This is a genomic window from Mesonia aestuariivivens (genome assembly GCF_019311235.1).
In the GTDB taxonomy this organism is placed as follows: domain Bacteria; phylum Bacteroidota; class Bacteroidia; order Flavobacteriales; family Flavobacteriaceae; genus Mesonia; species Mesonia aestuariivivens.
Genome location: NZ_JAHWDF010000004.1, coordinates 212,775 through 235,677, shown reverse-complemented (window position 1 = coordinate 235,677; position 22,903 = coordinate 212,775). Strand labels below are relative to the sequence as shown.

Sequence of the window (22,903 nt, the reverse complement as noted above, 5' to 3'; positions counted from 1 at the left end):
GCTATGGATATTAAAACGTGGAAAGACTTGAAAGAGTTTGCTAATTCATTAGATGAAAAGCAACTCGAAAAGAAAGTAGTTGTGTGGCGAGAAGAAGAGGCTATAAGTGACTTTGAAGCTATTACACTAGAAGCAGATCATTACATCGGAGATAATGATGATGGATGTTATTCTTTATCAGATGCAGGATTAACCATTGAAGAAGCTCAAAAGGAAGGTTTAGAAATAGCCTATCCAAAAGGACACCCAATCATATTTGAAAATTTCTAATGAATCTAAAAGTAATAGGCACAGGATCAAAAGGAAATGCTTACCTCCTCGAGAATGAGGAGGAGGCTATCCTTATTGAATGTGGGGTGAACATCAAAGCGATCAAGCAAGCAATCAAATTCAATATCAAAAAGATTGTAGGATGTTTAGTAACGCACGAGCACGGTGATCACGCTAAAAGTATCAAAGAAGTGATGGCTGCGGGAATTCAGGTTTATGCTACTGAAGGAACTTTAAAAGCCTGCGGGGTTTTCGGTCATCATCGAGTTTGCACATTGGTACAAACAACTTTTATCATCGGAAATTTTGCAGTTAAAGGATTCGATGTTGAACACGATGCAGCGGAACCAGTTGGATTTCTGATCAACCATAAAGAAACCGGAAACATTCTCTTTTTAACTGATACGGTTTATTCTCCTTACACATTTCGAGGTTTGAATAACATCATCATCGAAGCCAATTATGACGGAGAAATAGCAAAGAGAAAGCTTTCTGATATGGAGTTCTTGAGGAATAGAATCATTCAATCGCATATGAGTATTGATACTTGTATCGACTTTTTGAATGCAAATGATATCACCGCAGTAAACAACATTGTTTTGATTCACTTATCTGATAGCAATAGCCACGAGAAAGCATTTCAATATCGTGTTGCTAAAGCTACCGGAAAGAATGTAACAGTCGCTTATAACGGCTTAGAAATGGAATTTAATAAAACACCTTTTGGAATATGAAACGAAGAAACAGAAGATTCAATAGTGAAAAGAACGCAAAGAGTTTTGCTAAAAAAGTAAATGGTGAAGTTGTTGATTTACGAAACCATCCAGAAAGTAAATCAAATTTCAAAGTTTGGTACGACCGTCAGCCTACAAAGGATCCTTGGGAAAAAGCTAGCCAAGAAGATATAAATGAAATGGTAGGTTTTGATGTAGTAAAATAATGCAATACACCGATGAAGAAATATCAAAACTCAAAGCGATGCTTTTATTCCTGGTAAAGAAAAAGCATAACGAAAGTGATGGCCATTGTGGTTTTCATATCAATGAACTTGAACCAGTGCTCAAGCAGCTGGAAGAGGATGGAGAAGTTGAAACCCGTCCAACAATTAACACACGAATGTATTTTTTAAAAAACGGAACATTGTTCCATAATGATCAAAACGATCAGCAATAATTTAGCATTCATTAATAATCTATAAACATAATTCTATGCACATTGAAATTAAAAAAGCAGCATTATCCGGTACATTGTTCTTGACTTACGAGTATGATGAAACTGAAGCCGGAAGAAAAACGAACCACAAATGTAAATCGGATGCTCCTATTCACGAAGATCTTCGTGATGCAATCAAAGCACTTACACCACATTTTGTAATGCTTACCGAAATGCAAAAGAAACCGGACCTGGCTAAAGATTTGGATCTGAAAACAGTTTCTGAAGGACTTTTAAAAAAATACACCGTAAAGGGTTTTCAAGTTGAAGAAGTGAAAGGGATCATCTTCGTAACTCTTTCCGGTACAAAGTTTCTTTCGAATGGCCAAACGGTAAAATTTGACACTCCAAGAACCGATCGCGGAACCGATGAAGATGCCTATGAATTCTTTGATAAGTTAATGGAATTGATTGAGCATTGCCAAGAGGAGATTCTTGAATTTATGGATGGCAAGCAAGCAGAAACTAATCAAACAGAAATGTTTGGTGATGATGAAGCTGATGGATTTAACCCTGATCGAACAGAGAATCAAGAAGGTGATCACGTTTCAAAAGCTAGAGAGACCTTCAAGAAATTAGAAAAGGATGGATATAAAATTGAAGTTTCCACCTCTTCTAACGAAGAAAACGATGCAGCGTAATGGCTCAAAAAAATACCGTGAAATATGTGGAGCTCTTGATCAACTAGGTTATGTTTTTTTTATCAATAAAATTCATTCTGAAAAATTTGAGCTCCACCTTAACGGTACAATTATAAAGTCATACAAGCAGCGAAGAAGTTGTAACAGATATATCAACAAAATCTATAAATCAATCACAGATGAAGTCAACAGATAATTTTAAAAAAGCTATTCAATCACACTTAAATAAAGTAGCTGAAAAGGATTCTGATTTTGCTAAGAAGATGGAGAATCAGGATAAAAATATAGATGATTGTATTACCTACATCTTAAACCAGGTAAAGAAAAGCGGATGCAATGGTTTTGCAGATGAAGAGATTTACGGAATGGCTCTTCACTATTATGATGAAGAAAAAGTGAAGGTGGGCAAACCTATTGATTCAACTGTAGTTGTTAATCATAAAGTAGAATTGACAGATGATGAAATTGATCAATTGAAAAAAGAAGCTAGAGATCAAGTGATCAATGAAGAAAAAGAGAGATTGAAATCAACTCCTAAGAAGCGAGGTAAAAAAGAGGAAAAAGAGACTAACGTATTATCATTATTTTAATTATGAAACCAAGAACTAAATTAGAAATCGAGGTTTTCAGATTAAGTAAAAGACTTCCTAATCTCGATAGAAAGCAAAAAGAATGGGCGTATGATAAATGTTTAGATCATAAAGGCTTTGCAACTAAATCAAGAGTTATATGTATGGATTGTGGGAAAACTTTTTCTCCGGATTTAGTTAATCGAAAAAGAGCTGTGTGTCCTCATTGTGAAACGAAGTTGAAAATTGAGAATACTCGTAAACGAACAGATCACCAGGTTAATTTTTTTGCACAGGCTCATGTGTATGGAGAGTATCAAATTGTAAGAAATTTTGAGTTAATCGCAAATTATAGAAAAGGAAAAAAAGTATCATTTATACTTACAGAGATCTTACAATATTGGATCCGTCCTGATGGAAAGAATACAATGGTAGGATTATTACACCATACTCAAGGCTATTGTAATTCTTGGGGTGGAGACTGGGCAATTCGAAAAAACTATTCTCGAAGTATTTATAATTGGAATGTATTGAAATACAAAATTTATCCTTTCAAATATACTCCAGATTCTGAATTCAAAAGCGAATACAAGAAGTATGGAATCGATTATAATCTTGATGGTTTAACTCTGACAGACGCAATTAAAATACTTCCGGAAAATCCTAGAGCAGAAACTTTATTGAAAGCTAAACAGTACGATCTTTTGTTTAGATGCAAAGATTATCCCAGTGATATAAGTTACAACTGGCCATCAATTAAAATCTGTTTACGAAATAGATATAAGATTAAAGATGCATCACTTTACATTGATTACTTGGATCTATTGAGGTATTTCAATAAGGATTTAAGAAATGCTAAATACGTATGCCCTAAAAACTTTAAGAAAGCTCACGACACTTTAGTAAAGAAAAAACAGAAAATTCAGGAGAGACAGCGAAGAATGAATCAGGAGGAGCAAAAGAAAAAGAGAATTGAACGAGATCGAACTGCTAACATTCGCTACCAAAAAAATAAGAAACCTTTCATCGGTCTGAAGTTTTCAAAAGGTAAGATTCAAATTAGTTTCCTTAACAATACCAATGAGATTAAAGAGGAGGGAGAGATCCTTCATCATTGTGTTTATGTGAATGAATACCACGATAAAAACACTTTGTTGTTTTCGGCCCTGGTTGATGGAGTTAAAACAGCAACGGTTGAAGTAGATACTGATTTGCTTCAAGTGGTTCAAGTTCGAGGGAAATATAATAATCCAACTGATTACGATGATAAGATCAGAAAGATACTTGAAGATAATATGTTCAAGATTGGTGAGATTGTGAATGCTAGTGAAAAATATAACATCGCTAGTTGATTTAATTAAAAAGTAATATATAATATTACCAAAGTTATGCAAATAGTAGAATACGATACTGAATATAGAGTGCACATTGACTTCAACAGATTGCGAAGAAGAAACAATGCTGCAGTTAAAAAAATACCATACGCAAAGTATGATCGTAATGAGAAATGCTGGCGAATTCCTTTGAACCAACGTATCAATATGATCAAGCTTCAGCATTACACCAACGCGAAGTATTTCAAGATTAATGATACCGATCCTGAAGAGTTTGAAAATATTCCGGAATTACCAAATCTTAAAAATGAAATTCCGCTTTCGCATCCTGAAGGGTTTGGATTTAGACCTTATCAGGAACAGGGAGTGGCAAGAGGTTTACAGCTTAAAAAATTGATGAATGGTGATGAGCAAGGACTTGGTAAAACGCTTCAATCAATTGGTACCATATACGGTGCACACCTCAATGGTGAAAAGGTTTTCCCTTGCTTAGTTATTTGCCCAGCTTCAACAAAGATTAACTGGAAGCGTGAATGGGAAATGTGGACTGATCGCAAAGCAATGGTTCTTGAATCGAAATCAAAAGACACTTGGCAACGTTTTTACGAGCTTGGAATGGCAGATGTATTTATTGTGAACTATGAGAGCCTTAAAAAATACTTTGTGAAGTATATGCCACCAAAAGGGCAAATGAGAAAGTCGAGCGATATCCTTATGGATGATCGTGTGAATCTTTTAAAATCGGTAATCGTTGATGAAAGCCATCGATGTAAAGACACCAAAACCCAACAGGCCAAGTTTGTGCTCAATATCTGTAAAGATAAAGAACGCGTGATCTTGTTAACCGGTACACCGGTAGTTAATAAGCCTATTGATCTTTTTCCGCAGTTGGCCATTATGAACCGCCTTCATCATTTCGGAGGTAAGAAAGGATATTTAGAACGCTATTGTGAAGGTGGTCGTGGAGCTGCAAATCTTAAAGAGTTAAACTTCTTACTCAATAAATTCTGCTTCTTCAGACGTGAAAAGAAAGATGTTGCTAAAGACTTACCGGAAAAGCAAAGGCAAACCATTCTTTGTGATATTACCACACGTCAACGCTACAATAGAGCGCGAGATGAGTTTGTAGAGTACTTAAAAGAGCAAGGCGCGGATGATGCTGAAATTGCTAAGAAGTTACGCGGCGAAATTATGGTGAAGATGGCTGAACTCAAGAAGCTTTCTGCTTACGGTAAACTTAATGAAGCAAAAGAATTTATCAAAGAGGTTACTGAATCAGGAGAGAAGCTGATTGTATTTGTGATCCATCACGTGATTGTTGATGAACTTCTTAAAGAGTTTCCGAATGCGGTTACAGTTACCGGGCGTGATGATGTTGATGATAAACAGCGATCAATTGATTCATTTCAGAAAGATCCAAACACTAAACTGATCATTTGTAATATCAAAGCTGCAGGGGTAGGTATTACGCTTACAGCAAGCTCAAGAGTGGCATTCATTGAATATCCTTGGACTTATGCCGATTGTGTGCAATGTGAAGATAGAGCGCACCGTATTGGCCAAACTAATAATGTGATGTGTACTTACTTCCTGGGCCATAATACTATTGATCAACAGCTGTATGAAATGATTCAGGAAAAGCGACACACCGGAAACACCATCACCGGTGCCAGTGATGAAATGAAAATGGAAATGGTGAGTAACGTAATGGATCTATTTAAGAAATGAAACATTGTTTCATAACCCCACAAACTAAAGAAAGTACTTTCATTAAAAATATATAGCAATGGCAAAAGATAAGAAAAGCTTTGTAGCATATACCGAATGGAGTGAAACGTTTGAAATGTTATCAGATGAAGAAGCTGGTAAGCTAATCAAGCATTTGCTTAGGTATGTTAATGATGAGAATCCCGAAATGGATGATCGTATGCTTAAAATATTGTTCCAGCCAATTAAACAGCAGCTTAAAAGAGATTTGGGTAAGTATGAGGATATCAAAAAAAAGCGTGCTGAAGCTGGAAGAAAAGGAGGAAAAAAAACACAAAAGAAAGCAAAACAAGCAAATGCTTCAGATGCTAAGCAAAACCAATCAAATCAAGCTGTAAATGATAATGATAATGGTAATGTAAATGATAATGTAAATATACTCTCTAAAGAGAGTAATAAACGCGCGCTAGATTTTCTCAAAAATAATTATCCCTCAAGATTCGAAACTGATTTTGTGATGAGATACGGAAAGAATATCGAAAACAAACAAAAGTTTACAGATGATTTCAACGATACAATTGATCAAGAAGATCTCGAATGGACTGATAAAAAGCTATTCGCTAGACTAGGTAAATACTCAAGAAATTGGATTGACAACCAAAACAAATACGCAAAACACAATACCACAACCAACGATGTAGATAATTTCTACAAAAATATTCCAACAGGATAATGAAAGGCAAATTACCACCACAGGATCAAGAAATTGAAGAAATCGTAATCGGTGCACTTCTAATCGATAGCAGAGCTACTGATGATGTTATGGATTATCTAAGACAGGATATCTTCTACCAAGAGAAAAATAAGCTCATTTTCAAAGCTATTCAAACCCTTTATGATGCTAATGAAGCTATTGATTTAAAAACAGTTTCTAACCAGCTTAAAAAGTCTAAGGATCTAGCAATGGTTGGAGGCGATTTTCATTTGATTGAACTAACGCAAAAGATTTCTTCATCTGCTCACATTGATCATCACGGTAGAATATTAATGCAGAAATATATTCAGCGTGAACTGATTTCAAATTCCTCTGCGATTATTGAAAATGCTTACGATGATGGGGTTGATTCTCTTGAACTTTTGGATAAAGCTTTTGATCATCTTGGTGAAGTTTCAAACCTAATCATCAGAAACAAAGAGATCGACATCAAAGAGCTAACTGCTGAAATTATTGATTACGGTGGTAAGTTATTCCGAAATGAAATAAAGCCAGGTATTGAAACTCCGATCAAGTTACTCACCTCAAGAATGGGAGGTTGGAGAAACGGTGAATTGATCATTTTGGCAGCACGTCCGGGTATGGGAAAAACTGCATTCGCTTTAAAAGCTGGATGGGTGGCAGCTCTTGCAGGAATACCGGTTGCTTTCTTCTCTCTTGAAATGACCGCCTCAAGATTGTTATCTCGACTTTGGTCAATGGATCTTAGAATCGATAATGATAAGTTTACCAAGGACGGATTAAGCCCTGATGAACAGTCTAGGATTATGGCCCGAATGATGGAGTTTGAGAAAATTCCTTTTCACATCGATGATACTTCTTCACTGAATATTCAAACGCTTAGAGTTAAAGCTAAGAAGCTTGTTAAAAACCACAACGTGAAAATGATCATCGTGGATTATTTACAGTTGATGGACGGTAACAGCAAGAACCGTGAGCAAGAGATTAGCAAGATATCACGAGGACTTAAAATGATAGCCTTAGAGCTTGAATTACCAGTGATTGCATTGTCTCAATTGTCGAGAGCAGTGGAAACCCGTGGAGGCAATAAAAGACCAATGTTGAGCGACTTGAGAGAATCAGGAGCGATCGAGCAGGATGCGGACGTTGTGCAATTTATTTATAGACCTGAATATTACGGAAGCGATACGTGGGATAATTACGATGGAATTTCTTGTATCGGTGAGGCTGAATACATAGTGGCCAAAAACAGAAATGGCGGTTTAGTTAAGAATCGAATGAAGTTCGAAGGGAAATATACCAGGTTTTCAGATATCGATGAGCCTGATCAGGATTTTGACAATGACGATATCTTTGAACCATCGCGACCACAACCAAATAATAATTTATCAAACGCATTTGATGAACCAATTAAACCAGAAGAGGATCACGATGATCTGCCTTTCTAAAATTCTAATCTATGAGCTGGACTATAAGCGATCTCAAGAAGAAAAACCTCAATCACAACTACAAGCCTGAATCAAAGCCAAAGGTTAAGCTTCCAAAAATTGAAAAGATTTCAGTTGAGAAAGAAACAATCAAAAAAATACTTTGGCTTTTCCATCGGGAGGGGATCATTCCAGATTATGTGGAGGAGCTGCAGTTTGACGATGTAAGACAATTTCGTTTTGACTGGGCAATTCCTCAATGGAAGCTTGCTATCGAATACGAAGGGATTTTTAGTAATAAATCAGGGCATACCACAATTGGGGGATATACCAAGGATTGCGTAAAATACAATCTTGCACAGCTGAAAGGTTGGAAAGTATTGAGATACACCGCTAAAAACTATCAGCAATTATCAAACGATTTAAAATATTTTAAAGAAAAAGTAATATAATATATTACCTTTGAATAAATTTGCTTATAATAATCGGCTACCAAACCGATAAAATTGAATATCGTTCAATAACACGATGAAGGAAAAACTCACAGATAAAGAAGAAGCATTCTGCCAAGCCTATATTTTGATAGGCAATAAATCTGCAGCTTATCGTGAAGTGTATTCAACCAAACGAGCTAAACCTTCAACCATTAACCGTGCTGCAATAAAAGTTTATCAGCGACCTAGAGTAACCCAGCGCGTTGAAGAATTACAAAAACAAGCAGCTGAACGAAATAGAGTTGAACTCGATGATCTTATTCAAATGCTTTCCTCGATGGCTCGGTTTGATATTGGATCCCTTTACGATGATGAAGGAAAATTAAAGCCTGTTAACCAAATGCCGATTGAAGGGAGAAAGATGATTCAGCAACTGGAGACAATCGGTGGCCATACAGATAAGATTAAAACCTACAGCCGATTAGAAGTAATTGAAAAACTGATGCGACATCTAGGCGGTTACGAGAAAGACAATGAGCAAAAAGGAAATATCGTGATTGAATCACGTGAGGAACGTGATAAGCGAATTCAAAAATTAATTGATAAAAGAAATGCCTCTAACTCAGGATGAACAAATGGAGCTTGAAGCTTTGTTGCTTCAAAACTACTATGAAGATGCGAGTGAAGATCTTCTATCATTCACTGAGGCAACATTTCAAAAGTTTAAACCGAAAGGTTTTCACAAAAAGTTCTATGAAATATTAACTCTGTTTGCACTTGGTATTATTAAGAACCTCATTATCTCAATGCCTCCACAGCACGGAAAGTCAGAAGGAAGCTCAAGAAGGTTGCCAGCCTTTATCGCTGGAAAACGTCCTGATGATAAGATTGCCCTAGTAAGCTATGCAGCAACTAAAGCACAAAAGTTTGGGCGTGAAATTATGAGCATTATGAGAGAAAGAGAATACAAAAAAATCTTTCCTGATGTTCAATATCCTGAACGTGGTTATACCGGAGCAAAAGCAAATACCAATGAGAACCGGGAATCAATCAACAGTGATGGGTCAATGAAATTCGTGGGAGTTGGTGGTCCGTTGACTGGTGATCCTGTCGATGTGTTACTGCTTGATGATTTGTATAAGGATTGGGAAGAAGGCAATTCACCAATAATTCAGCAGAGAGTTTGGGATTGGTACACCGCAGTAGCAGAAACACGATTGCATAATGATAGCCAGCAGTTAATTGTATTTACGCGATGGAGTGAAAATGATTTGATCGCAATTCTTGAAGATAAAGGCTATGTGAAAGAGTGGAAAGGTGAGCAAGATCTTAACGAGTTCATTGAAAGTTTAGATTCAACAGAATTCTTAAAAATCAATTTGCCAGCGATTAAGGAAGATGAGCCGAATGAATTTGATGAGCGTGAGAGAGGGGAAGCTCTTTGGCCTGAAAAGCATTCGATTAAAAAACTTACTTCTTCAAGAGATAAAGATCCCGATAAGTTCGATGCGCTTTACCAAGGTGATCCGGTTAATAAAGATGGTTTGATGTATAACCCTTTCAAAACTTATTCTGAGTTACCACCGGCAAAAATTCGAAAGAATTACACCGATACAGCAGACAAGGGTAAAGATTACCTCTGTTCAATTTCTTACGATGTTCCTCTCAGTAAAACCGATGAACATTATTACGTGGTTGATGTGGTTTACTCTCAGGAGGCTATGGAAAAGACAGAACCTCAAACAGCTGAAATGCTTAAAAGGACAAAAACAAAATTGGCAAAGATTGAAAGTAATAATGGAGGTAGAGGGTTTGCGAGAAATGTTCAGACTTTGGTTAAAAGAGCTTGTGCGATTAATTGGTTCCATCAGTCCGGAAACAAAGAAAGTCGAATTTATTCGAATTCAGCAACGGTGAATCGTTGTTTGGTTTTTCCTGATGACTGGCATATTCGATGGCCCCAATTTTATAAAGACGTAACCAAATACAAGAAGGAGTTTTCAGCAAATAAAAGGGATGATGCTCCCGATTGTATGACAGGGATTATTGAGACAGAAACAAAAACAGGAAATGATGATTGGGGAGATAGTGGAGTGATATGAGAAACGAAATATTCAAATACAAAACGATCGCTGAATATCTTCTTGTTGAAGATAAAACGCTCATTGATATTGTGCTTCAAAATGTTGCTCCTAAGAAAGTGATCTCAATTAATTACCAGGGCAATTATTATGATCTCAAGCCTAGAGTGAATGATCTTTTTGAAATTGAGTACAAGTGGATCATCAAGATCAAGCAGAGTTTACATATCAATACGCTGAACTCAGTTAAAGAAATAATTTCAGCAGTATTCCCACTTCACACAGATATGCAATTTTTTAACTGCAGCGTGTTTGATGTGTTTGCAGCATACGCTTGGATCATTGAAGAAATGGAAGTGATTGCTGAAGCTGAAATGCAAAAGCTTTATAAGAAGCCAACTCAAAAACAGATCAATGCAGGTATTGAAGAGTTTGATCAGCTGGATGATATTCCGGCAATCGATGGCCTTGCAAATGGAGATTTAGAAAAGTGGGAGAAAGTTCTTGAACAGCCCTACGGAAAGGTAATGAGAAAGATGCTTCTCAGTAGAATACAAAGTGAGTACGATGAACAATATATGAAAACAAAATGATAGTCGATTACACAGAACAATTTGCAGAGAATAACCTTGGATATAAGTTCCAATATGGTGCAGAGCATTGGCAGAACCTTATCGATGCTGAAGATGATACATCAATTCCATTTGAAGAAAAGCAAAAGTATCTTCTATTCCTTTGGCACGATGAAGAGGATAAACTTAATGAGCACGGAGCCACAGAAGCTTTAACCTATACCGGTGAATTTCTTTTGATGGTACGTTCAAAGCTTAGTGATGAATCACAAGAAACTAAATACAAGGATGCGGTGAGATATCTCAAGGGAGAAGCTTCTAAAGTGCTTGAAGGGTATCTCAATTGCGATGGCTATACAGTCAAACGATGGAAGAAAATTGAGGTTTACGATGAGTTTGACACCAATATGGACGGATTAAAAATACAGTTTACAATTGAATATATAGAACAATGAGAAGATCTAGTAAAAAACGCTTAGCGCGTATCGTATTTTTTGCTGCATTGGCACTTATGCTATGGCTTTTTGACCTTACCATTTTAGCGTGGGTGTTTGCTGCTTTGGTGTTACTTCCGGTTTTAATCGGTGGAGTGATTTGGTTTGTTAAATCAATAAAAAAATAGCTATGAAAGGAAAATATCTAATTACAACAGATGGTTGGTTCTTAGCTCCGGACGGTCAAGAATATCGAGCAGTCTGGGGAGAGGTTGAAATACTTGAAGATAATGTTTTAGGCTTAAAAACTAATCGTAACAGCACTAACTGGTATGCTAAGGTAGGAAGCCAACAAACACACGTAATCGTTGCAGGGTGCCAAATTCATTATGCAGTAAAAAGCGAAAAGAAACCAAGCGCTGAGAAATCAAAAATGACAAATGGTGAAGGAAAGAATTACTTGCATCCTTCTAAAATATTCTTCGCTGAATAATGAATTGGGTTGTAGAAATATATCTAATAACCGTTACGGTATTTGCTTGTTACGGTATTTGGAAAGCAATTAATAGTAGATGAACCGCAAAGCCATATACACGGAATACCTCGAACGATTCAGAAAAGATCTAATTGCTAACTATGATAAGTTAGGATTAAGAGCTTCAGGAAAGTTTGCAGAATCACTTGAGTACGAAATCAAAGGTAATAAGCTTTTGATGTTCGGATCTCATCATTCTCTGTATATGGAAAACGGTCGCGGTCCTGGTGGTTTTCCTCCATTAAAAGCTATTGAAGAGTGGATTGAAGTTAAACGGGGGCTGCCTGCAATCTTTGTTGAGAAGAAAAAACAATTCGCCTTTATCATTGCCCGAAAGATAGCTAACGAGGGAATCAAAGTTCCAAATGCATACAACGAAGGAAAAGTGATATCTGATGTGGTAACGCTTTATCTAGGTGAATACATCTATCAGATGCTAGATGATATCGGTGAAGAATATATGAGAGAGTTTGATTTTGTTTCAGATTTTAAAAACATTTTACAAGCAGCATAATTATGAAATACGCAGAAATCAAAATAAAATTTTTAGGCTTTGTTAATGGATCTAACCCTCAATTAGTAATTGTAGATTCAATTAATCAAGAAGAGAATGGACTTAGGGATCAATTTCTTTTTAAAGAAAACCCAACGGAGCAATATCATATACAAATTAAAGCTAATACTTCAGATCAAAATCAAGCTATCAAAGATGCTTTCGATATTTATCTCGTAGGTAATGGTCCTTATGAAACAGATATAGATTCAGAATATGTGTATCTATATTTAACGGTACCAACAGAGCAATTTTATTGGATCACCTACGATGGTCTTAATATAGAAAAAGGAATAGATAATAGCTATTCACCTGAATTTAGCTTGTCTTTAATATCGGAACCAAACCCTAGAGAATTATTAAACGCATATAATGATAATGTTGTTTATATAGAGAGAGGAGGAACGGAAAATATTAATGTAAAATTCAACGGTCAATTACCTATAACTATTTACCCTTCCCCGGTAAATGGAGAAGGGTATTATTTGAACTTAAAAGAGGCTGCAATTCCTTTGATTAATGAGAATAACTTTTTAGATGAAATAGTACCCAATATAGAGGAGGATGGTTATATATATCAAGATAATTCAATGTTTTTAAATATGTCTATAGAGTTGATAGCAACACTTGAAGGACGTCAATTTACTGAAATGTTGAGATACTATTTTACAAAGTCAGTAGAGCAGATAGCAAATTTCAAAGATTCAGTATTTCATATAGATAACGATAAGTATTACTTATTACTGCCTAAGGGTAAAATAGACGATATACATAGGGTTACATACTACTATGGCTATCCATTTGATATCACTTTCTTTTCGAATTTAGAAAAAACAATAACATTAAAAAATATCACCACAGGCCATGAGATAGGAGGGATAAATATATTACAACACATCAATAGGTTATTCTTTTCTCAAGGGAGTGAAGATTTCACAATCAATGATATTCTCCCAATTCAAACAGGTATCAATCGGATTGAAATGGTGATGGATGAAGAAAAAAGTTTGATGCTTTATGTAAATAAGAAAGAGCCGGTTTGCGCTCCATATTTCAAATTCTATCGAAACCGTGGAGGCTGGGGATATATAAGATTTGAAAAAGAATTCACGATCAAGAATAAAGTAAAAGACGGTAAGGAGATCAAAGTTGATTACGAAGGAATACAAAACACACTCACTAGATCTTTAACAGCAAAAGAATCTTCAATTGAAATGGAATTCATGACGGAATTCCTTGAAGATTGGGAAATGCAAAACTTCAAGGACTTTTTGAAGTCTCCACGTGTAGAAATGTTTGTTGGTAATTTATTTCAGAAGCAAGAAAAGGATTCATGGATAGGAGTTAAGGTTGGAAGCAGCTCATTAGATAATAAGAGCTTAAAAACTAAACGCAATCGTGAACGAGTTAAGATTGAATTTCAAGAATACAGCTTGTCGTTATGAGTGAAATAAGATTTTATATAAATGATTTTCGAGTGGATATGTATGACGGTCAAAAGATTGGTTATACAAAGCAAGTGAACAGCTTAAAAAATCTATCATCGCGTCAAACTAATTTCAGTAAATCATTCAAGGTTCCCGCTACTCCAAAAAATGTAAAAAACTTTGAAGGTTTAGGAATGACCGGTACTAATTCAAATATGCCTTATCAGAAGAATACGGCAATGTTATTTGTTGGAAATTTATGTTTAATAGCAAAAGGTTGGACTATCTACAGAGGTAAAAAAGGGAATGATTTCGATATAAATATATACGATGGTAATATAGATTTCTTCAAAGAGCTTGACAATGTAAAGTTTGAAGATGTTGACATTCCAGAGTTAAGCCATATCAAGAACATTGAAGAAATAAAAAGCAATTGGGAGAATGGCAATGATTATTACAAATACCTATTAGCTGATTATAATGGTAAGACTCATTTCGAAATAGGTTTAAATAAATACATCAATACAGATTACTTAATCCCGTCAGTTAAAACCTCATTTCTTTGGGAGAAGATATTTCAAACTTTTGGTTTTACATTTAGTGGGGCCATATTCGATACTCAGGCTTATAAGGATTTATTCCTAACGTATCCAAAAGGAGTGATATCAGGTCAATCTGGTGATGTGTTTGCTGATATAGAAGTGAATATCAGCAATTTTGTAGGCTTTGAAAGGTCTAAAGTTCACCCAATGACTTTAAATGAAAACTATGATGATTATACAGATGCTGTAACTGTAGAAACTAGCATTGATCAAGGGTCATACAACATATGTCCTTGGGATTCTAATCAAGTTTATTCTTATTATCAAGTGCCTGAAAATGGTTATTACAAAATAAGAGTAACCGGGTCGTTAGATACTAATATCTTAGGGTTTCAAAAGGCTATCGTGTTGCTTGGAAAAAACAAACACCAACAAGAGCAAACGCAGATTGCTAATTTGTATTCAATATTTCAAACTGATGAGGCGAATTTGCATCAAATTGACTGGGAAAATATGACTGATCAATATTATAATGCTGGCGATACGATTATGATATTTTGGTTCTACAATAGTAGCAGTTCTTTTTCAGTGTCTTCTCCTAAAAATTACAATATTAAGCTTGAAGTCAGTAAGATCAACCAAACAGAAATCGATCAAACAAGTTTCTTCAAAGGCTTAACTCCTAAAGACTTCTATCGTGAGATAATGTGGCGTTTTGGCCTCACTCCATTCCCTTCAAAAGATTCTAATCACCTTGATTTTCTTACTTACGATGAGCGCATCAATGGAGATGTTGAAGATTGGAGTGATTTTTATATTGGATCTGAGGAAGAAGATTCTGAAGAATATATACTTGGTGATTATGCTAAGCGAAATTACTTCAGATTTAAATACAATGGAGAGGAGCAAGATTTCAATGATGGCTATTTCGATATTGAAAATGAAAACCTTGATGATAATATAAATGTGATCACTTCAAAAACTTATTCTCCAAATGAGTTTCCAGTGCCATTTTTAATTGGAAATCAAAATGAAGATATCCCGGTCCTGGAACTATGGGAAAAAGAAGTGAAGCAAGAGGACGGTGAAACCGTAATCGAATACAAGGCGAGAGATTCAAGGTTCTCATTCGTGAAAGAACGCGTTTTAAATACTGCAGTAAATATCGGGAGTGAACAATTAGGTGAAACCAATTCAGCTACAAAGCTAAGAGTAGTTGATAACGCTGATTACTCATTTCAAAAGCTCAAGGAAGAATATTATTCACCAATGGATGTCTTATTCAATAGAGTGCTGTTGATCACAACTAAATTCAAATTGAATATTTCAAAGTTTGATTCATTCGATTTGAAAAAACGAATATACGTAAAGCAAAAAGGAGGGGAGTTCTTAGTCGATAAAATGAAAAAGAGCCATCTCACAGATGATATAACAGAATGTAAACTAATCAAAATCAATAGGTAATGGCAAATACTGAGAATGTAAAAATTGCGGAGATCGATATCGGTGTCGATAAGATTTTAGCCAAGGCAGCACAAACAAAAAAACAGATTGCAGAATTAGAAAAAAGTCAAAAGGCTTTGAAAACTGAAACTGATAGCTTAACCAATGCAACTCAAGAGCAACTGGAGGCTTATACCCTTGGAGAGATCGAACTCAAGAAGTACAAGAAAGAAGTGCGTGATGGCCAAAAGGTACTCGATGCTTATATCCATATTCAAAATCAGGATATAAGAACTAAGGACCAGGCACGTGATGCCAATAGAAAACTTATTGCAATTGCCAATCAGTTAGATGCTAGCAATGAAGATCAAGCTGCAACCTTAAAAAAAGTAAACGCTGAGATTGATCGTAATACCGATTTCATTAAAGATAATGCGAGTGAGTATGAGAAAACCAAAATAAATATTGGTAATTACAAAGAGCAGGTAACAGAGGCTTTAGAGGAATCTGGACTTTTCGGTCAAGAAATCAAACAAGTAACAAATATCACTCAGAACTTTGCACCGGTATTCAATACGCTTCGAGCAGACATCAAACAAGGAGCTAGTGATATCCGCAACGCTTCAGCAGAAACTGAGGGGATGAGTAATTCTCAGAAGCTTTTAGCAGCTTCAACAAAAGCCACTAGCGGTATGCTAAGGATTTTTAGAGCTGCTTTGATTGGTACCGGAATTGGAGCGATCGTTGTAGTTCTTGGTTCTTTAATTGCTTACCTTACCACTACTCAATCAGGAATCGATAAGGTGAACAAAGTTCTCACTCCAATGAAAGAGATTTTCGGAACGCTTCTAGGAATCGTTCAGGAATTTGGAGAAGAGATATTTGAAGCAATTTCAAACCCAAAAAAGTCAATCAAGCAGCTTGGTGAAATGATCAAGCAGAATTTAATCAATAGATTCGTAGCATTAGCGAACATAGTAGATAAGGTGCTTAATTTTGAGTTTGATGGTATTGGTGATGATCTTATTCAAGCTGGTACCGGAGTGGAGGATCTAACCGGTAAGATCAGCAAATTAGGTGAAGCAGCTGCAGATCGTTTTGGCGAAGCTTGGGAACGTGGTAAACAAATTGAAGAGATTACTCAAAACCTATCGAAAACTGAAGCTCAATATATTACTCAACAAGCCAAATTAAGAAAGGAATTTGAAGAGCAAAAAAAGCTTTCAGATGATATTTCACAATCCACAAAAGTAAGAGAAGAGGCTGCTGCAAATGCTATTCAGCTTCAAAAAGAAATCAGTCAAGGATCTATTGAAAGAATTAAACAAGAAGCTGAGATACTTCGATTAAAGCAGGAGGCAAATGATACTTCAGATGCAGAAAAGGCAGAGCTTGCCACTAAGTTAGCAGAGATCGACAAAGCACTTGAAGAAGAGGCTGCAAAAACTACAGAAGCGCAAAACAAGTTGAATTCAATACGTAAAGAAGGAGCTGATAAAGCAATTGAACAAAAGCAAAGAATACTAGATGCAGCTATCGAGAAGCAGCAACAAGAACTTGATTTGTATTTGGCTCAACAAGGCATTAAAGCCAAAAGCCTAGAGGAAGAGCTTCAGGTAGCAAAAGAAGTTTCTAAAAGAAAATTAGAAATTCTCAAATCTGAATATGAAGCTGGTGAGATTTCTAAAACCGAATATGAAACTGAAAAGTTCAATATTACAAATGAGTTTGCTCAAAAGCAGATAGATGTAACTATCGCCAATGCAGAGCGTGAACTTCAAATATTTAAGGATTCTCATCAAAGTAAGCTAGATTCTAATCAATTCCTTAATGAGCAATTATTTCAAGAGGAGAGAAATCGTCTAAATAATATTGCACAGGCTGAACGAGAATTTCAGCAAAAACGACTTGAAGAGGGAGCTATCAATCAGCAAGATTATAACGATGAGATTGCTCGAATAGATGATGAAAACTACAAGAATCAAGAGAAACTAAGAGCAGAGCGCGAGCAAGCCAAAAATGAAAAGCAAGCCTTTGAACTTGAGTTACAGCGTGAACAAGAAGCTGAGCAGTTTCAAAATAAGTTTGATTTAGAACTAGCAAGGGAACAACAAAGATATGAGGCTGAACTTGCTGCAGCTGAAAGATTAGGCGTTGATACTACTGCCATAAAGAAAAAGCATGCTGATATTCAGGAAGACATTGAAGAGAAAAAAGAATCAGCAATAAGAAAGCAAACAGCTGACACCTTCGGTGAAGTTTCTAAATTACTTGGAGAAAAGACTGCAGCCGGAAAAGCTGCTGGTATTGCATCTGCAACGATGAACACATATGAAGGAGTAACGCAAGTTTGGGCTAGTGATTCAGTATTACCGGAACCAGCTGCGACAATTCAAAAGGGAATTAGTACTGGAGTTGTTTTAGCTTCAGGACTTAAAGCGGTAAAGAATATTGCAAAAACTAAAGTTCCAAAAGCAGCTCAAGGTATTGCGATGGATCTTGAAGGACCTTCTCATTCTTCTGGAGGAATCAAGTTATTTGATGAATCTGGAAATCCTTTGGTTGAAGCTCAAGGTGGTGAGAAAATGGTAATTCTAAAACGTGAAGCATCTAAAGAGCTTGGAGTTCTTTCAGCATTGAATCAAAAACACGGTGGGGTTAGCTTGAGTAAGCCGGTGAGTTATGCTGCTAATGGAGGTGCGGTGATCAGAAATCCTCAAACGCCAAGGTTTAAAATGCGAGATGTAAAATTTGATTATGATATGCTTGGCAATGTATTGGCCGATCGAGTAAATTCAATTCAGACGGTGGTACCAGTTGATCAAATTACAGATGTAGCGACTAGAGCTGCAAATGTTGAGCAAGGAGCAGATTTCTAACGATGATTAAAGATATTCTCAACGGTTGGAAGAATTACTTGATAGAAAATCCGGTAATTGAAGAAGTTGCAAAAGAGCGTTCAAAAATATGTGCTACTTCAGGACCTAATGGAAATAAATGTACACACTTGAGTAAAGGTAAATTTACCTCGATGCTTAGAGATTATAAGTTGCACGAGATTGAAGGCTATTATTGCAGTAAATGTAAATGCCCACTATCGGCAAAAGTTAGAAGCAAGAATGAAAAATGCCCGATTAATAAATGGTAAACACTTATGAACTCATATCGCAATTAGAAAAAGAAGGGATGCTCAAGAAGCTTCTAGGGAAAGGAATTGTTCCTATTCGTTATTTAAACGATAAAGAAATGTACGAGCGTTTTCTTGAGCTAATGGAAGAGGGCCAAAATAAAATGGATGCCTATTTCAAGACATCCATTGAGTTTAAATGCAGTTCGAAAACTGTTGAGAGGGTAGTAATTAAGATGGAGAGTTAAACAACAAACCAATTTTGTTTTTCTTTTAAAAATAAATCGATTCTTACTTCTTTAACTCCAGTTAATTGTACTCGTATCTTATTAATATTAAAGCTCTTATTAAGTTTTGAATTGTAAACTATAGTATCGGTTGAAAAGTCAGTAACTCCATCACTGCTAATTTCTTTTTTGCTGTTAACATAAGAATAGTCTTTTGCAAAATCCTCTATACTTGCATAGTCATTATCATTTAATTCATTGTCAATATATACAGCAATTGTTGTTTCGTATTTCATTTCAAATAATTTATGAATTTTCAGCAACAATTTGCTTTATAAGTCTTGAAAGTTCTAAATAAGACTTATTAATCGGTAATATATCTCCATTGACAGACAAAGCGCAATATTCTCCTCTTTTCTGCAAGTAATCTATTTTCTCTACATTAACTAATACTGGTTCATCAGTATCGATATTGATTAATTCTATAATTCCCATATATATAAATTTATTGGTTATCTTCTAAATTTTGTAATCTCAAAAAAAATAAAAAAAGTAAAAAGCAAACAACAGCACCTATTAGATATTTACTTTCAAAAGTAGCAATTGAAGAAATAATAAAAATGATAATCCCTAAAAAGCAAATTGATAAAATTAAGTGATACATATTTAATCTAAATTTCTACAAATTCTTTCTCAGGACCAAAATACTCTCTCCCCTCAATAGTTTTTACTACAAGAGCTTTTCCCCAACGATTATAAAATGCTCTCATATATTGACCTTCAATACCTGTATGAATATTCCGATAATACTTAGGTCTAGTAAATTCTAAAAGAGCATTAATATCAATTTTAGTCTCACCGTTTTCTTGAGAAATAATTGGTTTATTTTTCATCGTTGCGCTTGTTTATACTTTTTTTCAAATTCGATTTCCTCTTTTGATTTCACCTTATCCATAGGAAGATCAGCTCCAGTTTTATCCATCCAGTTTAAATAATCTTCATAATACTTATCGTTTTGCTGCCTACGCTTGTGAGCATCGATATATGGATTGCTGGGTGGAGTTGGAGTAGCAGTTTGTTTTTTCTGCTTTGGCCATATCCAATTAAAGAACTTAACCCAACCATAAATCAGGGCAATTCCAAAGCTAACTAAACCTAAGATTACTACTATCATACCTCAAATATAAGTAATTCGACAAAAGTCTGTCTAACAATTTAATGTATAAACTACATATTTTTGAAAAGTAATATAATTTATTACTAATAATGAAAAAAGAATTTAGATCAGCGCCTAACTTTTCAGAACAAAAGCACGTCAATGTAGATCGTGAGAATAGCACGATTAAGAATATTGAGATTGCTAAGTATGGCCGAAATAAAAACTACACGTTTTTCGATGAAAAGTTTCTTGATGATCTTGTTGAGAAAGGAAATGAACAAACTCAAGGTGTTAAGTCTCGTTTTGGTCATCCAAATATGTGTGCTAGTTCCTTGGGCACTTTTGTAGGTAGATACAAAAACTTTCGTGTCGATAATAGAAAAGCTTATGCAGATCTCACCCTTGATCCAATCACCAAAAAGACTTCAGTAGAGGGTAAAGGAATCAAGATGTACGATTACATAATGGATATGGCCGAATCAAATTCAGATATGTTCGGTAATTCAATTGTGATTATGGGTGATGAGTATGAGAATGAGATTGAAAATGATAAAGGTGAGAAAGAATGGGAAAACGTTCAAGTACTTCATTCACTTTTAGCTTCCGATCTTGTCGATGATCCTGCAGCTACCGATGCACTTTTTTCAGTTGGAAATGATTTTGGAGTAACCATCACTCAATTCCTTGATGATAATCCGAAGATCTATGAAATAGCTAACGAGAAACCTGAATTATTTATGGATTTCTTGGAGCGCTATAAAGCTTATCATAACCGTAAATCTAATAATAATCCAAACATGAGTTTTTTAAACAAATTGAAAAAGAAGTTCGGCACTAAAGAGGACGATAAAAAGTTCGATGTCGATCTTACACTTGCCACTGGCGATATGATTAAAGTGGTAACAGAAAATGAAACCCCACAAGAGGGTGATGGTCCTGTTCAAGATGCAAATGGTTCTGTTTTACAAGATGAAGAGTTATTACTTCAGAACGGTAAAACAATCGTAACCGATGAATCCGGAATGATCACCGAAATCAGAGAGCCTGAAGAAGATGGCGGAGATGAAGGTGAAGGAGAAGAAGGTCAGAGCAGTAGCGAAGGCGAAGGAGAAAGCAATTTTGACACGTTAATGAAAGAAATCAAATCTTTTAAAAAAGAGTTTTCTCAAACGATGAATTTAGTTACCGATCAGTTCTCTGCTCACGAAAAGTCAATTGGTAATCTTCAAAAGACTGTGAAAACGAACAAATATAACGCACCGAAAAAAGGAGAGCGTAAGGGGATTACCGATACCGGTGAGGAATCATTCGAGGCTAAAATCGAAAAGCAGAGAGCTGAGCGAGAAGCTAAGAAGAGTAAGAAAAAGTAATTCATCATTCATCAATCAAATAACGAATTAACAAATGGATTTAATAGAAGCATTTGCAGACATTAACAATAGCGATCGCCTTTTACAGGATTTACGTGATGCTATTGTGCAAAAGACTTTATTTCAACAAGCGGAAGAGTTCTTCACGTTTGTTCCAGGAATAAAAGGAGGGCAGCAAGTAGTTGCCTTGAGAGATTACGAATATGTTACAAAGCAGCAAGCAGGTTGTGAGCCTGAATTCACTGCATTTGAAATTAACGGAATTGCTCAAAAATGGAACCCACGTTCAATGGACGTAAGAATAAAAATGTGTTACCAAGATTTTGAAGGCGCATTCGTTCAATGGGGATTAGCTAACGGTTACGATCGTAGAAACCTTCAAGAAGCAGATTTCTTTGATTTTATTAAGGATATGACTTCAGGAGCAATGGCACGAGATTTAGTTCGTGTTGCAGTTCACGGAAATAAAGATATCGTTGTGGATGATATTCTTGGTGAAAATGCGATTGGTGAAGCTGGGGATTATAATCAGATCGATGCTGGTCTTATTAAAACACTTCAGTTATTTAAAGCTAATCCTTTATTAGCATCGCAATTTGACGATATCGCCAAGAATGCTGAGGCTACAAAATCAGCTCAGTTAGCGATCACCGGAGAAGAAGCTTTAGCTATTTACGATGACCTTATTGAAGGATTAGAGTTTGAAGGAGGAGATCAGCTCTTAACCTCTCATACTTTGTATAAAAAATACAAAGATTTATTCAGAGGTAAGTTACTAGAAAGTGGAGTTTCAGCAATTCAGCAATCTTTCGAGCCTCAGTTTGATAGCCGACCACTTAAAGATATGCAATGGGCATACGATAAAGTTATCCGCAGAGATTTCGATCAATCAGGAGATGCAGAAGCTGGAAATTTATATCAGCCTCATTTCTCGATGATCGCAGATAAATCTAACCTTCAGATAGGAGTAGATGATACTGCAGCACTTACTGATCTACGACTTGAGTACGTGGGTGGTAAAGATGAGAACTTCTACATCAAGGCTTCTTACTTGATGGATTTTAAAATACCTAACCCTTATGCGCTTAGAGCAGCATTTTAAA

At 35.7% G+C, this 22,903-nt stretch carries 29 protein-coding genes; 25 read left to right on the top strand and 4 right to left on the bottom strand.

Translation table 11 applies throughout. The features are described from left to right. Window positions 1–3: 3 nt before the first annotated feature. The 23 genes from KW502_RS05745 to KW502_RS05635 all read left to right on the top strand — a co-directional run bounded on the left by KW502_RS05745 (window position 4) and on the right by KW502_RS05635 (window position 19,292). Complete coding sequence (locus KW502_RS05745; RefSeq protein WP_219039577.1) at window positions 4–270, top strand: hypothetical protein; 267 nt, start codon at window positions 4–6, stop codon at window positions 268–270. Further along, window positions 270–1,004, top strand: coding sequence for an MBL fold metallo-hydrolase (locus KW502_RS05740; RefSeq protein ID WP_219039576.1), 735 nt, complete (start codon window positions 270–272; stop codon window positions 1,002–1,004). The genes KW502_RS05745 and KW502_RS05740 overlap by 1 nt, the downstream gene beginning before the upstream one ends. Then, on the top strand, window positions 1,001–1,210 hold the full coding sequence (locus KW502_RS05735) for a hypothetical protein (protein WP_219039575.1): 210 nt from the start codon (window positions 1,001–1,003) through the stop codon (window positions 1,208–1,210). The genes KW502_RS05740 and KW502_RS05735 overlap by 4 nt, the downstream gene beginning before the upstream one ends. Next, window positions 1,210–1,443: a hypothetical protein gene (locus KW502_RS05730; protein WP_219039574.1), complete on the top strand. Its 234-nt coding sequence runs from the start codon at window positions 1,210–1,212 to the stop codon at window positions 1,441–1,443. The genes KW502_RS05735 and KW502_RS05730 overlap by 1 nt, the downstream gene beginning before the upstream one ends. Window positions 1,444–1,478: 35 nt before the next feature. After that, window positions 1,479–2,123, top strand: a complete 645-nt coding sequence (locus KW502_RS05725) for a hypothetical protein (RefSeq protein WP_219039573.1) — start codon at window positions 1,479–1,481, stop codon at window positions 2,121–2,123. Between the two features lie 179 nt (window positions 2,124–2,302). Then, entirely contained in the window at window positions 2,303–2,713 is a 411-nt protein-coding gene (locus KW502_RS05720; RefSeq protein WP_219039572.1) for a PcfK-like family protein, read from the top strand. A 2-nt stretch (window positions 2,714–2,715) separates the two neighbouring features. Continuing rightward, a complete protein-coding gene (locus KW502_RS05715; protein WP_219039571.1) occupies window positions 2,716–4,044 on the top strand; it encodes a PcfJ domain-containing protein in 1,329 nt (442 codons plus the stop codon). A 36-nt stretch (window positions 4,045–4,080) separates the two neighbouring features. Then, window positions 4,081–5,754 carry a DEAD/DEAH box helicase gene (locus KW502_RS05710; RefSeq protein WP_219039570.1) on the top strand — a complete coding sequence of 558 codons (1,674 nt, stop codon included), beginning with the start codon at window positions 4,081–4,083 and terminating at the stop codon, window positions 5,752–5,754. Between the two features lie 58 nt (window positions 5,755–5,812). Further along, complete coding sequence (locus KW502_RS05705) at window positions 5,813–6,466, top strand: DUF6291 domain-containing protein (protein ID WP_219039569.1); 654 nt, start codon at window positions 5,813–5,815, stop codon at window positions 6,464–6,466. After that, window positions 6,466–7,917 carry a replicative DNA helicase gene (gene dnaB / locus KW502_RS05700; RefSeq protein ID WP_219039568.1) on the top strand — a complete coding sequence of 484 codons (1,452 nt, stop codon included), beginning with the start codon at window positions 6,466–6,468 and terminating at the stop codon, window positions 7,915–7,917. The genes KW502_RS05705 and dnaB overlap by 1 nt, the downstream gene beginning before the upstream one ends. 11 nt (window positions 7,918–7,928) lie before the next feature. Beyond that, window positions 7,929–8,348 carry a putative endonuclease domain-containing protein gene (locus tag KW502_RS05695; RefSeq protein WP_219039567.1) on the top strand — a complete coding sequence of 140 codons (420 nt, stop codon included), beginning with the start codon at window positions 7,929–7,931 and terminating at the stop codon, window positions 8,346–8,348. A gap of 76 nt (window positions 8,349–8,424) precedes the next feature. Then, window positions 8,425–8,961, top strand: coding sequence for a terminase small subunit (locus tag KW502_RS05690; protein ID WP_219039566.1), 537 nt, complete (start codon window positions 8,425–8,427; stop codon window positions 8,959–8,961). Then, window positions 8,930–10,432 (top strand): phage terminase large subunit, encoded by a 1,503-nt coding sequence (gene terL / locus KW502_RS05685; RefSeq protein WP_219039565.1) that lies wholly within the window; start codon window positions 8,930–8,932, stop codon window positions 10,430–10,432. Before KW502_RS05690 ends, terL begins: the two co-directional genes overlap by 32 nt. Continuing rightward, window positions 10,429–11,004, top strand: a complete 576-nt coding sequence (locus KW502_RS05680; RefSeq protein WP_219039564.1) for a hypothetical protein — start codon at window positions 10,429–10,431, stop codon at window positions 11,002–11,004. Before terL ends, KW502_RS05680 begins: the two co-directional genes overlap by 4 nt. Further along, window positions 11,001–11,438 (top strand): hypothetical protein, encoded by a 438-nt coding sequence (locus KW502_RS05675; protein ID WP_219039563.1) that lies wholly within the window; start codon window positions 11,001–11,003, stop codon window positions 11,436–11,438. Before KW502_RS05680 ends, KW502_RS05675 begins: the two co-directional genes overlap by 4 nt. Continuing rightward, window positions 11,435–11,605, top strand: a complete 171-nt coding sequence (locus tag KW502_RS05670) for a hypothetical protein (RefSeq protein WP_219039562.1) — start codon at window positions 11,435–11,437, stop codon at window positions 11,603–11,605. The genes KW502_RS05675 and KW502_RS05670 overlap by 4 nt, the downstream gene beginning before the upstream one ends. 2 nt (window positions 11,606–11,607) lie before the next feature. After that, window positions 11,608–11,910 (top strand): hypothetical protein, encoded by a 303-nt coding sequence (locus KW502_RS05665; protein WP_219039561.1) that lies wholly within the window; start codon window positions 11,608–11,610, stop codon window positions 11,908–11,910. A gap of 79 nt (window positions 11,911–11,989) precedes the next feature. Beyond that, window positions 11,990–12,466 (top strand): hypothetical protein, encoded by a 477-nt coding sequence (locus tag KW502_RS05660; protein WP_219039560.1) that lies wholly within the window; start codon window positions 11,990–11,992, stop codon window positions 12,464–12,466. A 2-nt stretch (window positions 12,467–12,468) separates the two neighbouring features. After that, window positions 12,469–13,950 carry a hypothetical protein gene (locus KW502_RS05655; protein ID WP_219039559.1) on the top strand — a complete coding sequence of 494 codons (1,482 nt, stop codon included), beginning with the start codon at window positions 12,469–12,471 and terminating at the stop codon, window positions 13,948–13,950. Then, entirely contained in the window at window positions 13,947–15,938 is a 1,992-nt protein-coding gene (locus KW502_RS05650; protein ID WP_219039558.1) for a hypothetical protein, read from the top strand. Before KW502_RS05655 ends, KW502_RS05650 begins: the two co-directional genes overlap by 4 nt. After that, window positions 15,938–18,796, top strand: a complete 2,859-nt coding sequence (locus tag KW502_RS05645; RefSeq protein ID WP_219039557.1) for a coiled-coil domain-containing protein — start codon at window positions 15,938–15,940, stop codon at window positions 18,794–18,796. Before KW502_RS05650 ends, KW502_RS05645 begins: the two co-directional genes overlap by 1 nt. 2 nt (window positions 18,797–18,798) lie before the next feature. Continuing rightward, window positions 18,799–19,065 (top strand): hypothetical protein, encoded by a 267-nt coding sequence (locus KW502_RS05640; protein WP_219039556.1) that lies wholly within the window; start codon window positions 18,799–18,801, stop codon window positions 19,063–19,065. Then, on the top strand, window positions 19,059–19,292 hold the full coding sequence (locus tag KW502_RS05635) for a hypothetical protein (RefSeq protein WP_219039555.1): 234 nt from the start codon (window positions 19,059–19,061) through the stop codon (window positions 19,290–19,292). Before KW502_RS05640 ends, KW502_RS05635 begins: the two co-directional genes overlap by 7 nt. On the opposite strand, the gene KW502_RS05630 is transcribed toward KW502_RS05635, so the two are convergent. The 4 genes from KW502_RS05630 to KW502_RS05615 form a co-directional block, all read right to left on the bottom strand. Further along, window positions 19,289–19,567: a hypothetical protein gene (locus tag KW502_RS05630; RefSeq protein WP_219039554.1), complete on the bottom strand. Its 279-nt coding sequence runs from the start codon at window positions 19,565–19,567 to the stop codon at window positions 19,289–19,291. The genes KW502_RS05635 and KW502_RS05630 overlap by 4 nt on opposite strands. Before the next feature lie 10 nt (window positions 19,568–19,577). Beyond that, window positions 19,578–19,766, bottom strand: a complete 189-nt coding sequence (locus KW502_RS05625) for a hypothetical protein (RefSeq protein ID WP_219039553.1) — start codon at window positions 19,764–19,766, stop codon at window positions 19,578–19,580. 176 nt (window positions 19,767–19,942) lie between these two features. Then, window positions 19,943–20,164 carry a hypothetical protein gene (locus tag KW502_RS05620; protein WP_219039552.1) on the bottom strand — a complete coding sequence of 74 codons (222 nt, stop codon included), beginning with the start codon at window positions 20,162–20,164 and terminating at the stop codon, window positions 19,943–19,945. Further along, a complete protein-coding gene (locus KW502_RS05615) occupies window positions 20,161–20,445 on the bottom strand; it encodes a hypothetical protein (RefSeq protein ID WP_219039551.1) in 285 nt (94 codons plus the stop codon). Before KW502_RS05615 ends, KW502_RS05620 begins: the two co-directional genes overlap by 4 nt. 92 nt (window positions 20,446–20,537) lie before the next feature. Between KW502_RS05615 and KW502_RS05610 the strand changes: the two genes are divergently transcribed. Together KW502_RS05610 and KW502_RS05605 are read left to right on the top strand one after the other, a co-directional pair. After that, window positions 20,538–21,800, top strand: a complete 1,263-nt coding sequence (locus KW502_RS05610; protein WP_219039550.1) for a hypothetical protein — start codon at window positions 20,538–20,540, stop codon at window positions 21,798–21,800. Between the two features lie 34 nt (window positions 21,801–21,834). Continuing rightward, window positions 21,835–22,902, top strand: a complete 1,068-nt coding sequence (locus KW502_RS05605; protein ID WP_219039549.1) for a hypothetical protein — start codon at window positions 21,835–21,837, stop codon at window positions 22,900–22,902. The last annotated feature ends 1 nt before the right edge of the window (window position 22,903 follow it).